Below are 16405 nucleotides of genomic sequence, written 5' to 3'. Positions count from 1 at the left end.
TCAGCGACGCACGCCGAGCAGCAGGCCGTCACCGGTCGGCAGCATGGCGGACACGACCCGCTCGTCCGCGCGCAGCGCGCGACCGACCTCGCGGATCACCGTCGTGATCTCGTCGCGGCGCGCCGGGTCCGCGACGCGGTCGTGCCACAGCGCGTTGTCCAGCGCCACCACGCCGCCCGGGCGAAGCAGGCGCAGCGCCTGCTCGACGTACCCCGCGCAGCCCTCGGGATCGGCATCGATGAAGACCAGGTCGTAGGCGCCGTCGGTCAGCCGGGGGAGCACGTCGAACGCGCGGCCGGAGATCGCCCGCGTGCGGGTCGGGCGGATGCCCGCCTCGGCGAACGCCTCCTTCGCGGCGCGCTGGTGCTCGACCTCGACGTCGATCGTCGTCAGCACCCCGTCGAGCGGCATGCCGCCGAGCAGGTACAGCGAGCCGATGCCGGCCCCGGTACCGATCTCGACGACCGCGCGCGCCTGCGCGCTCGCCGCCAGCACGCTCAGCACGGCGCCGGATCCCGGCTGCACCGGGACGCACCCGAGCTGGTTCGCGCGTTCGCGGGCCCGCAGGAAGACGTCGTCCTCGGGGATGAACTCCTCGGAGTAGACCCAGCTCTGGGTCTTGTCGATGGAGATGATGGCCTCCCGAGGCGGGTTTGCAGGTGGCAGGGCGGTGGGGCGATGTTACCGCCGGAACATCTGCGGTGCCCGCTCGCGTTATGACCACTCGTAGAAAGTCCCCGCACCTGGGAGACTTGAAGCCGATCTCCACCGCAGACCTCACCGACCGCTTTCCAAGGAGCTGAACCTCGTCATGGCCGTGGCCACGCCGAACCCCGCGTTGATCCCCGCGTCTGCACCCGAGGCCCAGCCCGAGGACGGCGTCGTGGACCCGTGGACCCCGCCCTCCTGGGAGGAGATCGTGCGGGAGCACTCCGCGCGCGTCTACCGCCTGGCGTACCGCCTGACCGGGACGCAGCACGAGGCCGAGGACCTCACCCAGGACGTCTTCGTGCGGGTGTTCCGGTCTCTCGGCGGGTACACCCCGGGCACGTTCGAGGGCTGGCTGCACCGGATCACGACGAACCTCTTCCTGGACCAGGTCCGCCGCAAGAAGCGGATCCGGATCGACGCGATCGGTGACGACGCGGAGCGGTACCCGGCCACCGGCGAGCTGCAGAACCCCGAGCGCGGCTTCGAGCACGCGAACCTCGACAACGACGTGCAGCGCGCGCTCGCCGAGCTGTCGCCCGGGTACCGCGCCGCCGTCGTGCTGTGCGACATCGAGGGCCTGTCGTACGAGGAGATCGCCGTCACGCTCGGGATCAAGCTCGGCACCGTCCGCTCGCGGATCCACCGCGCGCGGGCCCAGCTGCGGACCTCGCTCGCGCACCGCGCGCCGGGTGCCCTCCTGGTGGGTGACCGAGGCGACGAGGTCGCGGTGAGGCGCCCGTGACGCAGCACCTCGGCACCTGGGTCAGCGCGCTCGTCGACGGCCAGCTCGGTCCGGCGGCCACGGAGCGCGCGCTCGCGCACGTCGCCGCCTGCCCGAGCTGCGCGCACGAGCTCGTGGTCGCCCGCCAGGCGCGCGCGGCGCTGTCGGTGGTGCACGACGTCGAGCCGGCTCCCGATCTGACTGCGCGTCTCCTCGCGCTCGGCGCCGCACCGCAGGTCGACCCGACCGGTCCCGCCGGCCCCGGCGAACGGCGACCCGTCGTGCCGCTCGGGATGTCGGCGTACGCGGTCCCGGCGCGCGCGCTCAGCGGCGACCTCACGGCACGCCGGCGGCCCGGTTACCGGATCGCGGTCGGATCGCTGGCCGGCGTCGGCGTCGCCGCCCTCGGGCTGTTCGTCCTCGGGGACGCCCCACCCGTGGTGCCGTCGGCCCATCCGGCCGAGGCGCTGTCGATCCTGGGCCGCGCGAGCGGACCGGGCGAGACGACCTCGGGCTCGCTCGCCCCGGACCTCGCGGCCCAGATCTCGAGCTCGACGACGTCGACGAGCGGCTCGGGGCTGACCGAGGCCGCCGTGCTCGACTGGATGCGCGGCGCCGGCTGGACCTGTCCGGCGGGCGTGCCCGACGGCTACGAGATCACCGCCGCGCGCCTGACCGGGGACGACGACCTGCTGCTCGAGCTCGACCTGGCCGGGCCCGACGGGCCCATCGTGCTGACCGAGGAGCGGGGCCAGCTCGAGGCGTCGGCACTCGGTGCCGTCCCCACGCAGGCGGTCGGCGACCGGACCGTGTACGTGCTCAACCGTCAGCCCTGGCACGTGGTCTGGCAGTCGGGCGACACGGTCGTGTCGATCGTCGCGGACGCCTCGACGGACAGTGTGACGGCGCTGGTGGCCGACTTCCCGGCCGGCACGTTCGACGACGGCCTGCCCGCGCGGCTCACGCGTGGCTGGGACACGGTGACAGGAGCGATCGCCCACCCATGACGACTGACGACCAGGCCGCTCGCGACCAGACCCCCGGCGGCCCGACCGCCGGCGGCCCGACCCTTGGAGTGCAGAGCTCCAACGCCCAGAGCTCCGACGCCAAGAACCCCGGTATACCGGAGTCTCGTCCGGTCGACGAGCCCCGGGCCAACCCGTTCGCACCGCCGTCGACGAGCCGGTTCGCGAGCCCGGCACCCGCGCCCGCACCCGCACCGGCACCGGCACCGAACTCGTTCGCGGCACCCACGCACCGGCACGCCAGCGCCCCGCCGCCCGTGACCGGGACGTGGGGCGGCGCTGCGCCGTCGTCGTGGGGCCCGCCCCCGCGCTGGGACGTCACGGGCGACCCGCTCGAACCGCTGGCCGGACCGACCGATCGTCCGGGTCGTCGGCGTCGTCCCCGGCACACGCTGAGCGTGGCCTGGCTCGCGCCGCTGGTCGTCGTCGCCCTCGCCGCGGGCGCGGTCGGCGGGGTCGTGGCCGACCGCGTGCTGAGCGATGGGCGCCTGGCCGATGCCGGGCTGCCGGTCACCGCCGTGTCGAGCGGGGTCACGCGGGCACCCGACTCCGTCGCCGGGATCGCCGCGCGGGTGCTCCCGAGCGTCGTCTCGATCCAGGTCGACAGCTCGCAGGGGTCCTCGACGGGCTCGGGGCTCGTGCTGCGGCAGGACGGGTATCTCCTCACGAACAACCACGTCGTCGCCGCTGGGGCCGAGAGCGGCGCCACGATCGTCGTGCTGTTCGCGGACGGGACCGAAGAGCCGGCGACCATCGTCGGGCGCACCGGGGACTACGACCTGGCCGTGATCAAGGTCGAGCGCACGGGTCTGGTCCCGCTCGCGCTCGGCGACTCCGACCAGGTGGCCGTGGGTGACCCGGTGGTCGCCGTGGGCGCGCCGCTCGGGCTCGAGGGCACCGTCACGACCGGCATCATCAGTGCCCTGAACCGGCCGGTGTCCGCGGGTGAGGCGACCGACATCGCGTTCATCAACGCCCTCCAGACCGATGCCGCGATCAACCCCGGCAACTCGGGCGGGCCGCTGGTCAACGGTGCGGGCGAGGTCATCGGCATCAACTCCGCCATCGCCCAGCCGCCGGGGGCGGGGACGGTCGTGGCCGGAAACATCGGCCTCGGGTTTGCGATCCCGTCGAACCAGGCGCGGCGCACCGCGGAGCAGCTCATCGAGACCGGGACGGCGACCTACCCCGTCGTCGGCGTGCTGCTCGACCAGAGCTACGCCGGTGAGGGCGTGCAGGTCGCGACCGAGGCGCAGCAGGGCCAGGAGGCGGTCAGTGCGGGCGGTCCGGCGGACAATGCCGGGATCCGGTCGGGCGACATCATCCTGTCCATCGACGGACGCCCCGTCACGGAGGCGGACGAGCTCATCGTCGCGATCCGGGCGAAGGCTCCCGGTGAGACCGTCTCGCTGCGCGTCCGCACGGGTGACCAGCCCGAACGTGACGTCAGAGTCGTGCTCGACGAGGCCACGAGCAAGTGAGCCTCGCGGGTAGCCTGACCTGATGTTCGGCATCAATGGCAGCGAGTTCGTCCTGCTGCTCCTCGTCGCGGTCATCGTCGTGGGACCCGAGCGCCTCCCGCGCTACGCGGAGCAGCTGGGCGCGTGGGTCCGCACGCTGCGAGGCTTCCTGCGCAACGCCAAGGAGCGGGTCGACGAGGAGCTCGGCGAGCAGGCCGGCGACGTCGACTGGACCGCGCTCGACCCGCGGCGCTACGACCCGCGCCGCATCGTCCGCGAGGCGCTCCTCGACGACCCGCCGCCGCGGGCGGACCCGGGCGTGCGCAGCTACACGTCGCGCGCACGCACGGTCGGCGCGGCCGGGGCGGACGGCGCACCCGCGGCCACCGCAGCCGCGGCTGCCGCTGCCGCTGCACCCGGTGCCGATGCGGGTACACCAGTCGCCCCGGTGGGCGCGCCGTTCGACGACGAGGCGACCTGACGACCAGCCGGTGCCCGCCGGCGCGCGGGTCCGCATGGTGGGCCTTACGGTTCGAACACCCCCGCACACCTGCCAGAATGGGGCGATGCCCTCTGCGTTGAACTCACCGACGCCTGCTGCGCGGCCCCGGATCTTCTCGGGGATGCAGCCCACGTCCGACTCGCTCCACCTCGGTAACTACCTCGGGGCGCTGACCCACTGGGTCGCCCTCCAGGAGACGCATGACGCGCTCTACTGCGTCGTGGACCTGCATGCGCTGACGGTGTCGCCGGACCCGGCAGTGCTGCGGCACCGGACGCGGAGCACCGCCGCGCAGTACCTGGCCGCGGGGGTGGACCCCGCGCGCTCGATCCTGTTCGTGCAGTCGCACGTGGCTGCGCACTCCGAGCTGGCGTGGTTGCTCAGCTGCCAGACGGGCTTCGGCGAGGCCGGCCGGATGACGCAGTTCAAGGACAAGTCAGCCAAGCACGGTGCCGAGGGCACCTCGGTCGGTCTGTTCACCTACCCGGTGCTCATGGCGGCGGACATCCTGCTGTACGACACGAACCTCGTCCCGGTCGGCGAGGACCAGCGGCAGCACCTGGAGCTCTCGCGCAACCTCGCGCAGCGCCTCAACGCCCGGTTCGGGCCGGGCGCCGCCGTCGTCCCCGAGCCCCACATCGTGGCCGCCACGGCGAAGATCTACGACCTGCAGGACCCGACCGCCAAGATGAGCAAGTCGGCCGCGAGCCCGAACGGGATCATCGAGCTGCTGGACAACCCGAAGGTCATCGCCAAACGGATCCGGTCGGCGGTCACCGACACCGGTCGCGAGGTCCAGTACGACCCCGAGGCCAAGGCTGGGGTGTCGAACCTGCTGACGATCTACTCGGCCCTCACCGGCACGCCGGTCGCGACCCTCGAGGCCGACTACGTCGGCAAGGGCTACGGCGACCTCAAGAAGGACCTCGCCGAGGTCGTGATCGACTTCCTCACCCCGTTCCAAGAGCGCTACGCCGGCTATCTCGACGATCCCGGTGCGCTCGACGACGTGCTCGCCGACGGAGCCGAGCGGGCCCGGGAGATCGCAGCGACCACGCTCGCGCGTCTGTACGACCGGGCCGGGCTGCTTCCCGCCCGCGGGCGCCGCTCGTGATGCTGCCCGATCGTGCCGGCGAGCAGATCCGGATCGGGGTCGCGATTACCGTGCCCGAGCCGTACGGATCCGTGCTCCAGCACGCTCGGGCGAGCTTCGGTGACCCCCTCGCGGGGGACATCCCGCCGCACATCACGCTGCTCGGCCCGACCGTGGTCGACCCGGACGAGCTCGCCGAGGTGTCGAGCCACCTGGCGCGCGTGTCGACGAAGGCACGGCCGTTCGTGCTCCACCTGCGCGGGACGGGGACCTTCCGTCCGATCTCGCCGGTCGTGTTCATGCAGGTCGTCGAGGGCATCGCCGAGTGCGAGCAGCTCGAGTCGACCGTGCGCTCGGGGCCGTTGAGCCAGGACCTGCGGTTCAACTACCACCCCCACGTCACCGTGGCGCACGAGGTGCCCGATCCGAACCTCGACCGCGCGTTCGACGAGCTCGCGGACTTCGAGGCCCGGTTCGTCGTGAGCGGCTTCCAGTTCTACGAGCACGGCGACGACAACGTGTGGCGCCCGGTGCGGGACTACCTGCTCACCGGGTCGAACGCGCGCGCCCGGACCACGGTTCCGGACGCCCAGGGGCACGCACGCTCGTAGGCTCGCCCGATGACCCGATCCGCTCCGACACCGGGCCTCCTAGCGCGGGGCAAGGCATGGTGGGCCTGGTGGCTCACGGCTCGGCCGGCGCGCGCGAACGCGCGCTTCGGCTCGGCCGGCGGTGGGGTCCTCACGGGTGGCATCGCCTACAGCGCGCTGTTCTCCGTGTTCGCGGCCTTGACCATCGGTTTCACCATCTTCATGGCCATCCTGGGGAGCAACGAGCGGCTGCGTCAGAACGTGCTCGATGCGCTCTCCGCGTCGTTGCCGGGGCTGGTCGACACCGGTGACGGCCAAGGCCTGATCCAGCCGTCCGATCTCGTCCTGACGGTGGGGCTCAACGTCACCGGGCTGGTCGCGGTGGTCGTGCTGGTCGTGAGTGCGACCGGTGCCCTCGCCGCACTACGGTCTGCCCTCCGTGCGATGTTCGGCGTGCAGGGGGTTGCGGTGAACGCCGTCGGCGGCAAGCTGCGTGAGCTTGCCGGCTTTGCCGGGCTGGCGGTGGCGGTACTTCTCTCGGCGGTGGGAACCATCGCAGTCACGGGCGCGGCCCACTGGCTCCTCGGGCTGATGGGCGTGAGCGACGGCACGGGTCTGGTCGTGCGGATCGCGGGGCTCCTGGTCGCGTTCGTCGTCGACGCCGCGATCTTCGCGGGGATGGTCGTCGTGCTGGTGGGGGTGCGCCCGGCGCGCCGAGACCTGCTGCTCGGGTCGGTGCTGGCGGCGGTCGGGATCGGCGCGGTGCGCCTGCTCGGCACGAGCGTCGTGGCCGGGAGCGTGGGCACGAACCCGCTCTTCGCCTCGTTCGCCGTGCTCGTGACGCTGCTGATCTGGCTCAACCTGCTCGCCCGGATCATCCTGCTGGCCGCGGCCTGGACGGCCAACCCGAACGCTGACCCACCTCAGCCCGACGAGTTCGCCGTTCCGCGGTGAGGTCGCCGATCTGAACCGGCGAACTCACCCGCGACCAGCGAACTCACCCCCAGCCGGCTGCCGGCGGGGGGGGGGGTGGGGGCGAGCTAGAACGCTCGCGTGATCATGGCTCGCTTGACCTCGGCGATCGCCTTGGTGACCTCGATGCCGCGCGGGCACGCCTCGGTGCAGTTGAAGGTGGTCCGGCAGCGCCAGACACCCTCCTTGTCGTTGAGGATCTCCAGGCGCTGGGCGGCGCCCTCGTCCCGGGAGTCGAAGATGAAGCGGTGCGCGTTGACGATCGCGGCCGGCCCGAAGTACTGACCGTCCGTCCAGAACACCGGGCACGAGGACGTGCACGCGGCGCACAGGATGCACTTGGTGGTGTCGTCGAACCGCTCGCGCTGCGCGGAGGACTGCTTGCGCTCCTTGGTCGGCTCGTTCCCGCTGGTGATGAGGAACGGCATGATCTCGCGGTAGGAGGCGAAGAACGGCTCCATGTCGACCACGAGGTCTTTGATCACGGGCAGGCCCTTGATCGGCTCGATCGTGATCGGCTTGTCCGGGTTGAGGTCCTTGAGCAGCGACTTGCACGCGAGCCGGTTCTTGCCGTTGATCCGCATCGCGTCGGACCCGCACACACCGTGCGCGCACGACCGCCGGAACGTCACCGAGCCGTCGAGGTCCCACTTGACCTTGTGCAGCGCATCGAGGAGCCGGTCGGTGCCGTAGGCGCTGACCGTGAACTCCTCCCAGTAGGCGTCCTCGCCCGTGGCCTCCGGGGTGTACCGCCGGATGCGGAGCGTGACGTCGAACGACGGGACGTGGCCGAAAGCGGTCGAGGTCTCCGGCGCGGCGGTGTGCTCGTGGGTGGTCGTCATCAGTACTTACGCTCCATCGGCTCGTACCGGGTCGTGACCACGGGCTTGTAGCCCAGGACGATGTCGAACGTGCCAGGAGCAGCGGCCCCCGGGCCGCCCACAGAAGCAGCGGCCCCCGGGCCGCCCACGGAGACGACCGCTGGCGCCGAACCGGGCAGGTGGGCGTCCGACGACGCGGCGGACGCGGCGACGGCGACGGGCGCACCGACCGGCACGAGCGGCCGACGGTAGGCCATCGTGTGCTTCATGTACCCGGCATCGTCCCGGAGGGGGAAGTCCTCGCGGAAGTGGCCGCCGCGGGACTCCTCGCGGTTGAGCGCGCCGACGACGACGACCTCGGCGACGTCGAGCAGGAAGCCCAGCTCGAGCGCCTCGAGCAGGTCGGTGTTGAACGCCTTGGCCTTGTCCTGGACGCTCACGGTGCGGTACCGCTCCTGCAGCGCGCGCACGTCGGCGAGCGCCTGGCGCAGCGAGGCGTCGGTCCGGAACACCTGGGCGTTCGTGTCCATGGTCTGCTGCAGCTCGCGGCGCACGTCGGCGACGCGTTCGCCGGACGGGCGGGTCCGCATCTCCTCGAGCTCGGCGACGACACCGACCTCGGGCTCCGTCGGCAGCTCGACCCAGTCCGCGCCGATCGCGTATTGCGCGGCCGCGACGCCGGCGCGCTTGCCGAAGACGTTGATGTCGAGCAGCGAGTTGGTGCCGAGCCGGTTGGAGCCGTGCACGGACACGCAGGCGCACTCGCCCGCGGCGTAGAGCCCCGACACGACGTCGGTGTTGTTGCGCAGCACCTGGGACGTGATCGTGGTCGGGATCCCGCCCATGGCGTAGTGCGCGGTCGGGTACACGGGGATCGGCTCGGTGTACGGCTCGATCCCGAGGTAGGTGCGCGCGAACTCCGTGATGTCCGGCAGCTTGGCGTCGATGTGCGCGGGCTCGAGGTGGGTCAGGTCGAGCAGCAGGTAGTCCTTGTCCGGACCGGCCCCGCGGCCTTCCCGCACCTCGTTGGCCATCGCGCGCGAGACGATGTCGCGCGGCGCGAGGTCCTTGATCGTCGGGGCGTAGCGCTCCATGAAGCGCTCGCCGTCGCCGTTGCGCAGGATCCCGCCCTCGCCGCGGGCGGCCTCGGACAGCAGGATCCCGAGCCCGGCGAGGCCGGTCGGGTGGAACTGGAAGAACTCGAGGTCCTCGAGCGGCACGCCGCGGCGGAAGGCGAGCGCCATGCCGTCCCCGGTGAGGGTGTGGGCGTTGGACGAGGTCTTGAAGATCTTGCCCGCGCCGCCGGTGGCGATGATGACCGACTTGGCGCGGAACAGGTGGATCTCCCCGGTCGCGAGCTCGTAGGCGACGACGCCGGAGACCTTGACCTCGGCGCCGTCGGGCACCTCGCCGCCGGTGAGGTCCTCCGAGAGGAGCACGTCGAGCACGTAGAACTCGTTGAAGAACTCCACGTCGTGCTTGACGCACTGCTGGTAGAGCGTCTGCAGGATCATGTGGCCCGTGCGGTCAGCGGCGTAGCAGGACCGGCGCACGGCCGCCTCGCCGTGGTTGCGGGTGTGCCCGCCGAACCGGCGCTGGTCGATCTTGCCTTCGGGCGTGCGGTTGAACGGCAGGCCCATCTTCTCAAGGTCGAGGACGGCGTCGATGGCCTCCTTGGCCATCACCTCGGCCGCGTCCTGGTCGACGAGGTAGTCGCCGCCCTTGACGGTGTCGAAGGTGTGCCACTCCCAGTTGTCCTCCTCGACGTTGGCGAGCGCGGCGCACATGCCGCCCTGCGCCGCGCCGGTGTGCGAGCGCGTCGGGTAGAGCTTGGAGATCACGGCGGTACGCGTGCGCTTCGAGGACTCGAGCGCCGCGCGCATCCCGGCGCCGCCGGCACCGACGATGACGACGTCGTACTGGTGAGTCTGCATCTGTGGTCGTCTTCTCCTGAGCAAGGTTGATCGGGACCGCCATGGGCGCCGCCCACGGGGCGGCGGACGACGTCGGTCAGGCAGTGCAGAACGAGGGCAGCAAGCTCGCGGGGGCGCCCGCCGGGCACGGGTCGAACGTGAAGATCACGAGCGAGCCGAGCGTGACGACCACGATGAAGGCCAGATACAGCGCGAGCTTGAGCACCAGCCGGAGCCCGTCGCGCTCGGCGTAGTCGTTGATGATCGTGCGCACGCCGTTGGTGCCGTGGATCATCGCGAGCCAGAGCATCACGAGGTCCCAGCCCTGCCAGAACGGGTTGGCCCACTTGCCGGCCACGAACCCGAAGTTGATGGCCTTGATCCCCTCGCCCTGGACGAGGTTGACGAAGAGGTGCCCGAAGATGAGCAGGACCAGCACCACGCCGGACCCGCGCATGAACACCCACGTGTAGAGCTCGAAGTTGCCCCGCGTGGTCTTGCGACGCCGGTAGGGGGCCCCCGGGTCGGCGATGACGGACTTGGCCGCCTCGGTCTGCGCGCTCATCCCTAGCCTCCGAACACGTGCATCAGGTGACGCGGCAGGAACCCAGCCATCGTCACGACGAACATCCCGACCACGATCCAGAGCATCACGCGGTGGTACTTCGGGCCCTTGGCCCAGAAGTCCACGACGATCAACCGGATGCCGTTGTACGCGTGGAACACGATCGCGGCGACGAGGCCGGCCTCGGCCAGGCCCATGACCGGGTTCTTGTAGGTGCCGATGATCGCGTTGTAGGTCTCGGGCGACAGGCGCACGAGGGACGTATCGAGCACATGGACGAGCAGGAAGAAGAAGATCATCACTCCGGTCACGCGATGCGCGACCCACGACCACATGCCTTCTCGGCCGCGGTAGAGCGTGCCGGCGGGGGCGCTTGGCACTTCGAGCCTCCTACAGATGCGAGGTTGGACGACGCCGTCCTGGGTTTTGCCCACTGTAGACACGCTGTCCCCCTTCTCGGGGGAATCTGATCGGTACAGGCCCTAAGTCCTAGGCCGAATGTGACCAAAACCACACCCGTCCAATTCACTACCCTGAGGCCATGACAACTGACCCCCGCGGCCCGGTTCCCGACTTCCACGCGGTGATCCCGGCCGGCGGAGCGGGCACGCGGCTGTGGCCGCTGTCGCGCTCCGGCGCCCCGAAGTTCCTGCTCGACCTGACCGGGTCCGGGCGCAGCCTGCTGCAGGCGACCGCGGATCGGCTGACCCCGCTCGCGGGTCCGGGTGGGGTGCTGGTCGTCACCGGCCAGCGGCACGTGGACGCCGTCCGGGCGCAGCTGCCCGACGTCGGCCCCGGTGAGGTCCTGGCCGAGCCGTCGCCCCGCGACTCGATGGCCGCGATCGGTCTCGCCGCGGCGGTGCTGGCCCACCGGCACGGCGGAGAGGTCGTCCTCGGCTCGTTCGCCGCCGACCAGGTCATCCACGGCACGACGGCGTTCGAGCGTGCCGTCCGCGAGGGCATCGAGGCCGCGCGCGCCGGGTTCGTGGTGACCGTCGGCATCGCTGCCGCGCATCCCTCCACCGCGTTCGGGTACGTCCGGTCCGGGGCGTCGCTCGACCTGGCGGGCGCTCCGAGTGCCCGGCACGCGCTCGGGTTCACCGAGAAGCCGGATGCCACCACGGCCGCCGCCTACCTCGCCACCGGGGAGTACCGCTGGAACGCGGGCATGTTCGTGGTGCGCGCGCAGGTGCTGCTCGGTCACCTCGCCGAGCAGCGCCCGGCCCTGCACGACGGCGTCCGCACGCTCGCCGCCGCGTGGGACACCGCGGATCGCGACCGGGTGCTCGCGCAGGTGTGGCCGGGGCTCGAGAAGATCGCCATCGACCACGCGATCGCGGAGCCCGTCGCGGCCGCGGGCGGGGTCGCGTGCGTGCCGGGGGACTTCGGCTGGGACGACATCGGCGACTTCGCCTCGCTGGGCACCCTGCTGCCCGCGCTCGGCGGCGGGGCCGACGACGGCGCGCGCGTGCTCGGTGACGCCGCGTCGGTCGTGCGGCTCGACTCGTTCGGCTCGCTCGTGGTGCCCGGCGCGGACCGGATGGTGGTGGTTCTCGGCCTGGACGACGTCGTCATCGTCGACACCCCCGACGCGCTGCTCGTGACGACGCGGGCGCGTGCTCAGCAGGTCAAGGACGCCGTCGACGCACTGCGGGCCCGGGGGCGCGAGGATCTGTTGTAGCTGTTGCCGGCGCCGACCGGCGGCCCCGGGCTGGGCGGCCGGGGCGCCCGGTCGCCGGGGTGGCTAGGCTCGCGAACGTGCCAGCCGACGTCGCCCTTCTTACCGAGCTCGTCTCCTCCCTGAGCGCCGAGCTCATCGCGATCCGTCGTGACCTGCACGCCCACCCGGAGGTCGCCCGCACCGAGCTGCGCACCACCCGCATCGTGGCGGACCGGTTGCGCCTGGCGGGGCTCAGCCCGAAGCTGCTGCCCGGCACGGGCCTGGTGTGCGACATCGGCCCCGGCCCGGCCGCGAGCGGGCGGCGGCGCATCGCGCTGCGGGCCGATCTCGACGCGCTCACGCTGCAGGACACCTGCGGCCTGCCCTGGCACTCGACGGTGGCCGGGATGGCGCACGCGTGCGGTCATGACGTGCACACGACGATCGTGCTCGGCGCCGGCATCGTGCTCGCCGACCTCGCGGCCCGGGGGAGCCTGACCACCGGGGTCCGACTGATCTTCCAGGCCGCCGAGGAGGTCCAGCCCGGCGGGTCGCTCGATGCGATCTCGGCCGGCGCGCTCGACGGCGTGGGGCAGATCTACGCGCTGCACTGCGACCCGAAGGTCGACGTCGGGTTCATCGGCACCCGGATCGGGCCGATCACGTCGGCGTCGGACGAGGTGACCGTGACCCTGACGGGCTCCGGCGGGCACACCTCCCGGCCGCACCTGACCGGCGACGTCGTGTTCGCGCTCGGCCAGGTCATCACCCAGGTACCCGCGGTGCTCGGCCGGCGCCTGGACCCACGCTCCGGGGTCAACCTCACATGGGGCGCGGTGCAGGCCGGCTCGACGCACAACGCCATCCCGTCGATCGGCACGGTGCGGGGCACGCTGCGTTGCCTCGACGTGCGGGCGTGGGAGCGCGCCTCGAGCGTGTTCCACTCCGCCGTCGAGCAGGCTGTGTCGTCGTACGACGTCGAGGTCGAGGTCCGCCATCAGCGAGGGGTGCCGCCGGTCGAGAACGCCGAGCGCTGCACGACGGCGCTGGAGGTCGCCGCGCGCGACGTGCTGGGGGAGGACTCGGTGCTGCTGACCGAGCAGTCCCTCGGCGGCGAGGACTTCGCCTGGTACCTCACCCGGGTGCCCGGTGCGATGGCGCGGCTGGGCACGCGCACGCCCGGCGGCTACACGCACGACATCCACCAGGGCGATCTGGTGGTCGACGAGCGAGCGATCGACGTCGGCGTGCGGCTCCTGACGCGGGTGGCGCTGACCGCGCGCGAGGTACCACCTATGCCGAGGGTTGCCACGAACATTCCGAATCCATAACTATCCGTGTGGTTACCGGCGAGTATCGCCAGGTCAGGGTGGTCGGCCACTAATGTGCGAAGTACATCAGCCGGCCAGTACTGGCAGGGTCGCACCGCAACGATGCGGACGGTCTTCTCGGGTTTGCGCTGGACCGGTTCGGCGTCTACAGAGCAACAGGAGCACGACGTGAAGAAATTGACACGAGTCGCAAGTCTGGCGGCCATCGCCGCCCTGGCTCTGACGGCGTGTGCAAGCGCGCCCGAGGAGACGACCCCGTCTGCCGGTGCGAGCACGAACGCCGCCGTGGACTTCAAGGCGTGCATGGTCTCGGACGCCGGTGGGTTCCAGGACAAGTCCTTCAACCAGTCCGGCGCCGAGGGCCTGGACCGGGCCGTCAAGGACCTGGGCATCCAGGAGGTCAAGGTCGAGTCCTCCGCCGACACCGACTACGTCCCGAACGTCGACGCGCTCGTCCAGCAGAAGTGCAACCTGATCATCGGCGTCGGCTTCAACCTCGAGGACTCGATCCAGAGCGCGGCCGAGGCCAACACCGACATCAACTTCGCTCTCGTCGACAGCGCGTTCTCCGCACCTGACTTCTCCCCGGTGACGATCACCAACGCCAAGCCGTTGCTGTTCAACACCCAGGAAGCGTCCTACCTCGCGGGCTACGCCGCGGCCGGCATGACCAAGACAGGCGTGGTCGCCACGTTCGGTGGGATGCAGCTTCCCTCCGTGTCGATCTTCATGGACGGCTTCGCCGACGGGGTCACCGCCTACAACACCGACAACGGCAAGTCGGTCAAGCTCCTCGGCTGGGACAAGGCGGCCCAGACGGGCTCCTTCACCGGTGACTTCGACAACCAGGCGAACGGCCAGAACCTCGCCAAGGGCTTCATCGACCAGCAGGCCGACGTCATCATGCCCGTCGCCGGACCGGTCGGTCTTGGTGCGGCAGCTGCGGCCCAGGCCGCAGGGAACGTCACGATCATCGGCGTCGACGCCGACTGGTTCAACACCGCGCCCGACTACTCCGACATCGTGCTGACCTCGGTCATCAAGGAGATCGGCCAGTCGGTCTACGACACGGTCAAGCAGGCGGTGGACGGCAAGTTCAGCGCCGACCCGTACGTGGGCACGCTCGAGAACGCGGGCGTGAACCTCGCGCCGTTCCACAACTTCGACAGCCAGGTCCCGGCCGAGCTCAAGACCAAGCTCGACGAGCTCAAGGCCTCGATCATCTCGGGCGACCTCGTCGTCACCTCGCCCAGCCAGAACTAGGGCAAAGCGCACGTCGACGGTGGCTCCGGCAGCTCGTCTGCCGGGGCCACCGTTTTGCGTCCGGAGTCCTCGCGCGGCGGCACGGGGTCGCCAGGGGCGGGCGATAGTGTTTCGAGCAACAACGACGTTGAAAGGTACCGGGCCACGTGAAGCTGGAACTGCGCGGGATCACCAAGCGCTTCGGGTCCTTGGTGGCGAACGACCACATCGACCTCGTGGTGGAGCCGGGCGAGATCCACGCCCTGCTCGGTGAGAACGGTGCTGGCAAGAGCACCCTGATGAACGTCCTGTACGGGTTCTACGACCCGGACGAGGGCGAGATCCTGATCGACGACGTCCCCGTCGACTTCAACGGTCCGGGCGACGCGATGGCCGCCGGCATCGGCATGGTCCACCAGCACTTCATGCTCGTGCCCGTGTTCACGGTCGCGGAGAACGTGGTCCTGGGGCACGAGCCGGTCAAGGGCGGCGGTCTCATCGACCTGACCGAGGCGCGGCGCCGCGTGCGCGAGATCTCCGACCGGTTCGGCTTCGACGTGGACCCCGACGTGTACGTCGAGAACCTCACGGTCGGCAGCCAGCAGCGCGTCGAGATCATCAAGGCCCTGTCGCGCGAGGCGAAGGTCCTCATCCTCGACGAGCCGACCGCGGTGCTCACCCCCCAGGAGACCGACGAGCTCATCGGCATCATGCGCCAGCTGCGCGACGCCGGGACCTCGATCGTGTTCATCACGCACAAGCTGCGCGAGGTCCGGGCGGTCGCCGACCGCATCACCGTGATCCGCCGCGGCAAGGTGGTCGGCAGCGCGCCGCCGTCGACCCCCGAGACCGAGCTCGCGTCGCTCATGGTCGGGCGCTCGGTGGACCTCGGTGTCGACAAGTCGCCCGCCCAGCCCGGCGAGCTCAGCCTCGCGGTGCGCAACCTGTCCGTCATCGACCCTGCGGGCGTCCGCCAGCTCGACGACGTGTCGTTCGATGTCGCGCGCGGCGAGATCGTCGCCATCGCCGGGGTGCAGGGCAACGGCCAGACCGAGCTGACCGAGGTCATCCTCGGGCTGCAGTCTCCCGTCGCCGGCTCCGTGCAGCTCGACGGCCTCGAGCTCGTGGGTCGCTCGGTCCGGGAGGTGCTCGCCGCCGGCGTCGGGTTCGTCCCGAGGACCGCACCGCCGACGGCCTCGTGGCCGACTTCACGGTCGCCGAGAACCTCGTCCTCGACTTGTTCCACACCGCGCCGTTCGGTAAGGGTTTCTCGCTCTATCCGTCGGCGATCCGGGCGAACGCCGAGAAGCGCACCGTCGAGTTCGACGTGCGGACGTCGTCCGTCGACGCGCACGCCAGCACGCTGTCGGGCGGCAACCAGCAGAAGGTCGTGCTCGCGCGCGAGATGTCGCGGCCGCTGCGGCTGCTCGTCGCGTCCCAGCCGACCCGCGGTCTGGACGTCGGCTCGATCGAGTTCGTGCACTCGCGCATCGTGGCGGAGCGCGACAACGGCACCCCGGTGCTGATCGTGTCGACCGAGCTCGACGAGGTGCTCGCGCTCGCCGACCGCATCGTGGTCATGTACCGCGGCCGCATCGTCGGGATCGTGCCCGCCGGGACCGATCGCGACGTCCTGGGGCTGATGATGGCCGGCGTCCCGCTCGAGGAGGCCACGAGCCAGGCAGCCGCCCACCACACCGTGCTCGGCCAGGCCGACATCGCCATCGCCAACACCGACGAGGAGTCGAAGTGAGCGAACCCCAGGCACCTGCCGTCCGACCGCGTACGCGGGGCGAGCA

General features: G+C 71.1%; 15 protein-coding genes and 1 pseudogene. 11 read left to right on the top strand and 5 right to left on the bottom strand.

The window, feature by feature from the left end:
* The gene (locus VTA80_RS05050; protein ID WP_407345694.1) at positions 1 to 588 is read right to left on the bottom strand and encodes an O-methyltransferase; all 588 of its coding nucleotides are present in this window, start codon (positions 586 to 588) and stop codon (positions 1 to 3) included.
* A 223-nt stretch (positions 589 to 811) separates the two neighbouring features.
* Here VTA80_RS05050 and sigE point away from each other — a divergent pair, with 223 nt between their 5' ends.
* The 7 genes from sigE to VTA80_RS05015 all read left to right on the top strand — a co-directional run bounded on the left by sigE (position 812) and on the right by VTA80_RS05015 (position 7056).
* Positions 812 to 1453, top strand: a complete 642-nt coding sequence (sigE, locus tag VTA80_RS05045; protein ID WP_407344310.1) for an RNA polymerase sigma factor SigE — start codon at positions 812 to 814, stop codon at positions 1451 to 1453.
* Entirely contained in the window at positions 1450 to 2439 is a 990-nt protein-coding gene (locus tag VTA80_RS05040; RefSeq protein ID WP_407344309.1) for an anti-sigma factor family protein, read from the top strand. Before sigE ends, VTA80_RS05040 begins: the two co-directional genes overlap by 4 nt.
* Positions 2436 to 3938 (top strand): S1C family serine protease, encoded by a 1503-nt coding sequence (locus VTA80_RS05035; RefSeq protein WP_407344308.1) that lies wholly within the window; start codon positions 2436 to 2438, stop codon positions 3936 to 3938. The genes VTA80_RS05040 and VTA80_RS05035 overlap by 4 nt, the downstream gene beginning before the upstream one ends.
* A gap of 22 nt (positions 3939 to 3960) precedes the next feature.
* Positions 3961 to 4398, top strand: coding sequence for a twin-arginine translocase TatA/TatE family subunit (locus VTA80_RS05030; protein WP_407344307.1), 438 nt, complete (start codon positions 3961 to 3963; stop codon positions 4396 to 4398).
* Positions 4399 to 4483: 85 nt separating this feature from the next.
* Positions 4484 to 5533 carry a tryptophan--tRNA ligase gene (trpS, locus tag VTA80_RS05025; protein ID WP_407344306.1) on the top strand — a complete coding sequence of 350 codons (1050 nt, stop codon included), beginning with the start codon at positions 4484 to 4486 and terminating at the stop codon, positions 5531 to 5533.
* Positions 5533 to 6123: a 2'-5' RNA ligase family protein gene (locus VTA80_RS05020; protein ID WP_407345693.1), complete on the top strand. Its 591-nt coding sequence runs from the start codon at positions 5533 to 5535 to the stop codon at positions 6121 to 6123. The genes trpS and VTA80_RS05020 overlap by 1 nt, the downstream gene beginning before the upstream one ends.
* Positions 6124 to 6132: 9 nt before the next feature.
* A complete protein-coding gene (locus tag VTA80_RS05015) occupies positions 6133 to 7056 on the top strand; it encodes a YihY/virulence factor BrkB family protein (RefSeq protein ID WP_407344305.1) in 924 nt (307 codons plus the stop codon).
* 86 nt (positions 7057 to 7142) lie between these two features.
* Here VTA80_RS05015 and VTA80_RS05010 read toward each other — a convergent pair whose 3' ends face one another.
* From VTA80_RS05010 to sdhC, 4 genes are all read right to left on the bottom strand, one after another.
* Complete coding sequence (locus VTA80_RS05010) at positions 7143 to 7916, bottom strand: succinate dehydrogenase iron-sulfur subunit (protein WP_407344304.1); 774 nt, start codon at positions 7914 to 7916, stop codon at positions 7143 to 7145.
* Positions 7916 to 9829 (bottom strand): succinate dehydrogenase flavoprotein subunit, encoded by a 1914-nt coding sequence (gene sdhA, locus VTA80_RS05005; RefSeq protein ID WP_407344303.1) that lies wholly within the window; start codon positions 9827 to 9829, stop codon positions 7916 to 7918. The genes VTA80_RS05010 and sdhA overlap by 1 nt, the downstream gene beginning before the upstream one ends.
* Before the next feature lie 76 nt (positions 9830 to 9905).
* A complete protein-coding gene (locus VTA80_RS05000) occupies positions 9906 to 10373 on the bottom strand; it encodes a succinate dehydrogenase hydrophobic membrane anchor subunit (protein ID WP_407344302.1) in 468 nt (155 codons plus the stop codon).
* Positions 10374 to 10375: 2 nt separating this feature from the next.
* Positions 10376 to 10753: a succinate dehydrogenase, cytochrome b556 subunit gene (gene sdhC, locus VTA80_RS04995; protein WP_407344301.1), complete on the bottom strand. Its 378-nt coding sequence runs from the start codon at positions 10751 to 10753 to the stop codon at positions 10376 to 10378.
* 161 nt (positions 10754 to 10914) lie between these two features.
* Between sdhC and VTA80_RS04990 the strand changes: the two genes are divergently transcribed.
* From VTA80_RS04990 to VTA80_RS04975, 4 genes and pseudogenes are all read left to right on the top strand, one after another.
* The gene (locus tag VTA80_RS04990) at positions 10915 to 12054 is read left to right on the top strand and encodes a mannose-1-phosphate guanylyltransferase (protein WP_407344300.1); all 1140 of its coding nucleotides are present in this window, start codon (positions 10915 to 10917) and stop codon (positions 12052 to 12054) included.
* Between the two features lie 77 nt (positions 12055 to 12131).
* The gene (locus tag VTA80_RS04985; RefSeq protein ID WP_407344299.1) at positions 12132 to 13364 is read left to right on the top strand and encodes an amidohydrolase; all 1233 of its coding nucleotides are present in this window, start codon (positions 12132 to 12134) and stop codon (positions 13362 to 13364) included.
* Positions 13365 to 13532: 168 nt separating this feature from the next.
* Positions 13533 to 14627 carry a BMP family protein gene (locus tag VTA80_RS04980; RefSeq protein WP_407344298.1) on the top strand — a complete coding sequence of 365 codons (1095 nt, stop codon included), beginning with the start codon at positions 13533 to 13535 and terminating at the stop codon, positions 14625 to 14627.
* A gap of 146 nt (positions 14628 to 14773) precedes the next feature.
* A pseudogene (locus VTA80_RS04975) lies at positions 14774 to 16359 on the top strand (ABC transporter ATP-binding protein).
* The last annotated feature ends 46 nt before the right edge of the window (positions 16360 to 16405 follow it).

The sequence above is a fragment of the Pengzhenrongella phosphoraccumulans genome (assembly GCF_045689905.1).
Taxonomy (GTDB): domain Bacteria; phylum Actinomycetota; class Actinomycetes; order Actinomycetales; family Cellulomonadaceae; genus Pengzhenrongella; species Pengzhenrongella phosphoraccumulans.
This window is presented reverse-complemented; position numbering and strand designations above follow the sequence as displayed.

What these genes read in the sequence shown, in the direction of transcription:
- VTA80_RS05030 (WP_407344307.1), top strand. Translation starts at nt 3,961, where the DNA reads ATGTTCGGCATCAATGGCAGCGAGTTCGTCCTGCTGCTCCTCGTCGCG.
- VTA80_RS05010 (WP_407344304.1), bottom strand. Translation starts at nt 7,916, where the DNA reads ATGACGACCACCCACGAGCACACCGCCGCGCCGGAGACCTCGACCGCT.
- VTA80_RS05015 (WP_407344305.1), top strand. Translation starts at nt 6,133, where the DNA reads ATGACCCGATCCGCTCCGACACCGGGCCTCCTAGCGCGGGGCAAGGCA.
- sigE (WP_407344310.1), top strand. Translation starts at nt 812, where the DNA reads ATGGCCGTGGCCACGCCGAACCCCGCGTTGATCCCCGCGTCTGCACCC.
- VTA80_RS05000 (WP_407344302.1), bottom strand. Translation starts at nt 10,373, where the DNA reads ATGAGCGCGCAGACCGAGGCGGCCAAGTCCGTCATCGCCGACCCGGGG.
- VTA80_RS04990 (WP_407344300.1), top strand. Translation starts at nt 10,915, where the DNA reads ATGACAACTGACCCCCGCGGCCCGGTTCCCGACTTCCACGCGGTGATC.
- VTA80_RS05020 (WP_407345693.1), top strand. Translation starts at nt 5,533, where the DNA reads ATGCTGCCCGATCGTGCCGGCGAGCAGATCCGGATCGGGGTCGCGATT.
- sdhA (WP_407344303.1), bottom strand. Translation starts at nt 9,829, where the DNA reads ATGCAGACTCACCAGTACGACGTCGTCATCGTCGGTGCCGGCGGCGCC.
- VTA80_RS05035 (WP_407344308.1), top strand. Translation starts at nt 2,436, where the DNA reads ATGACGACTGACGACCAGGCCGCTCGCGACCAGACCCCCGGCGGCCCG.
- trpS (WP_407344306.1), top strand. Translation starts at nt 4,484, where the DNA reads ATGCCCTCTGCGTTGAACTCACCGACGCCTGCTGCGCGGCCCCGGATC.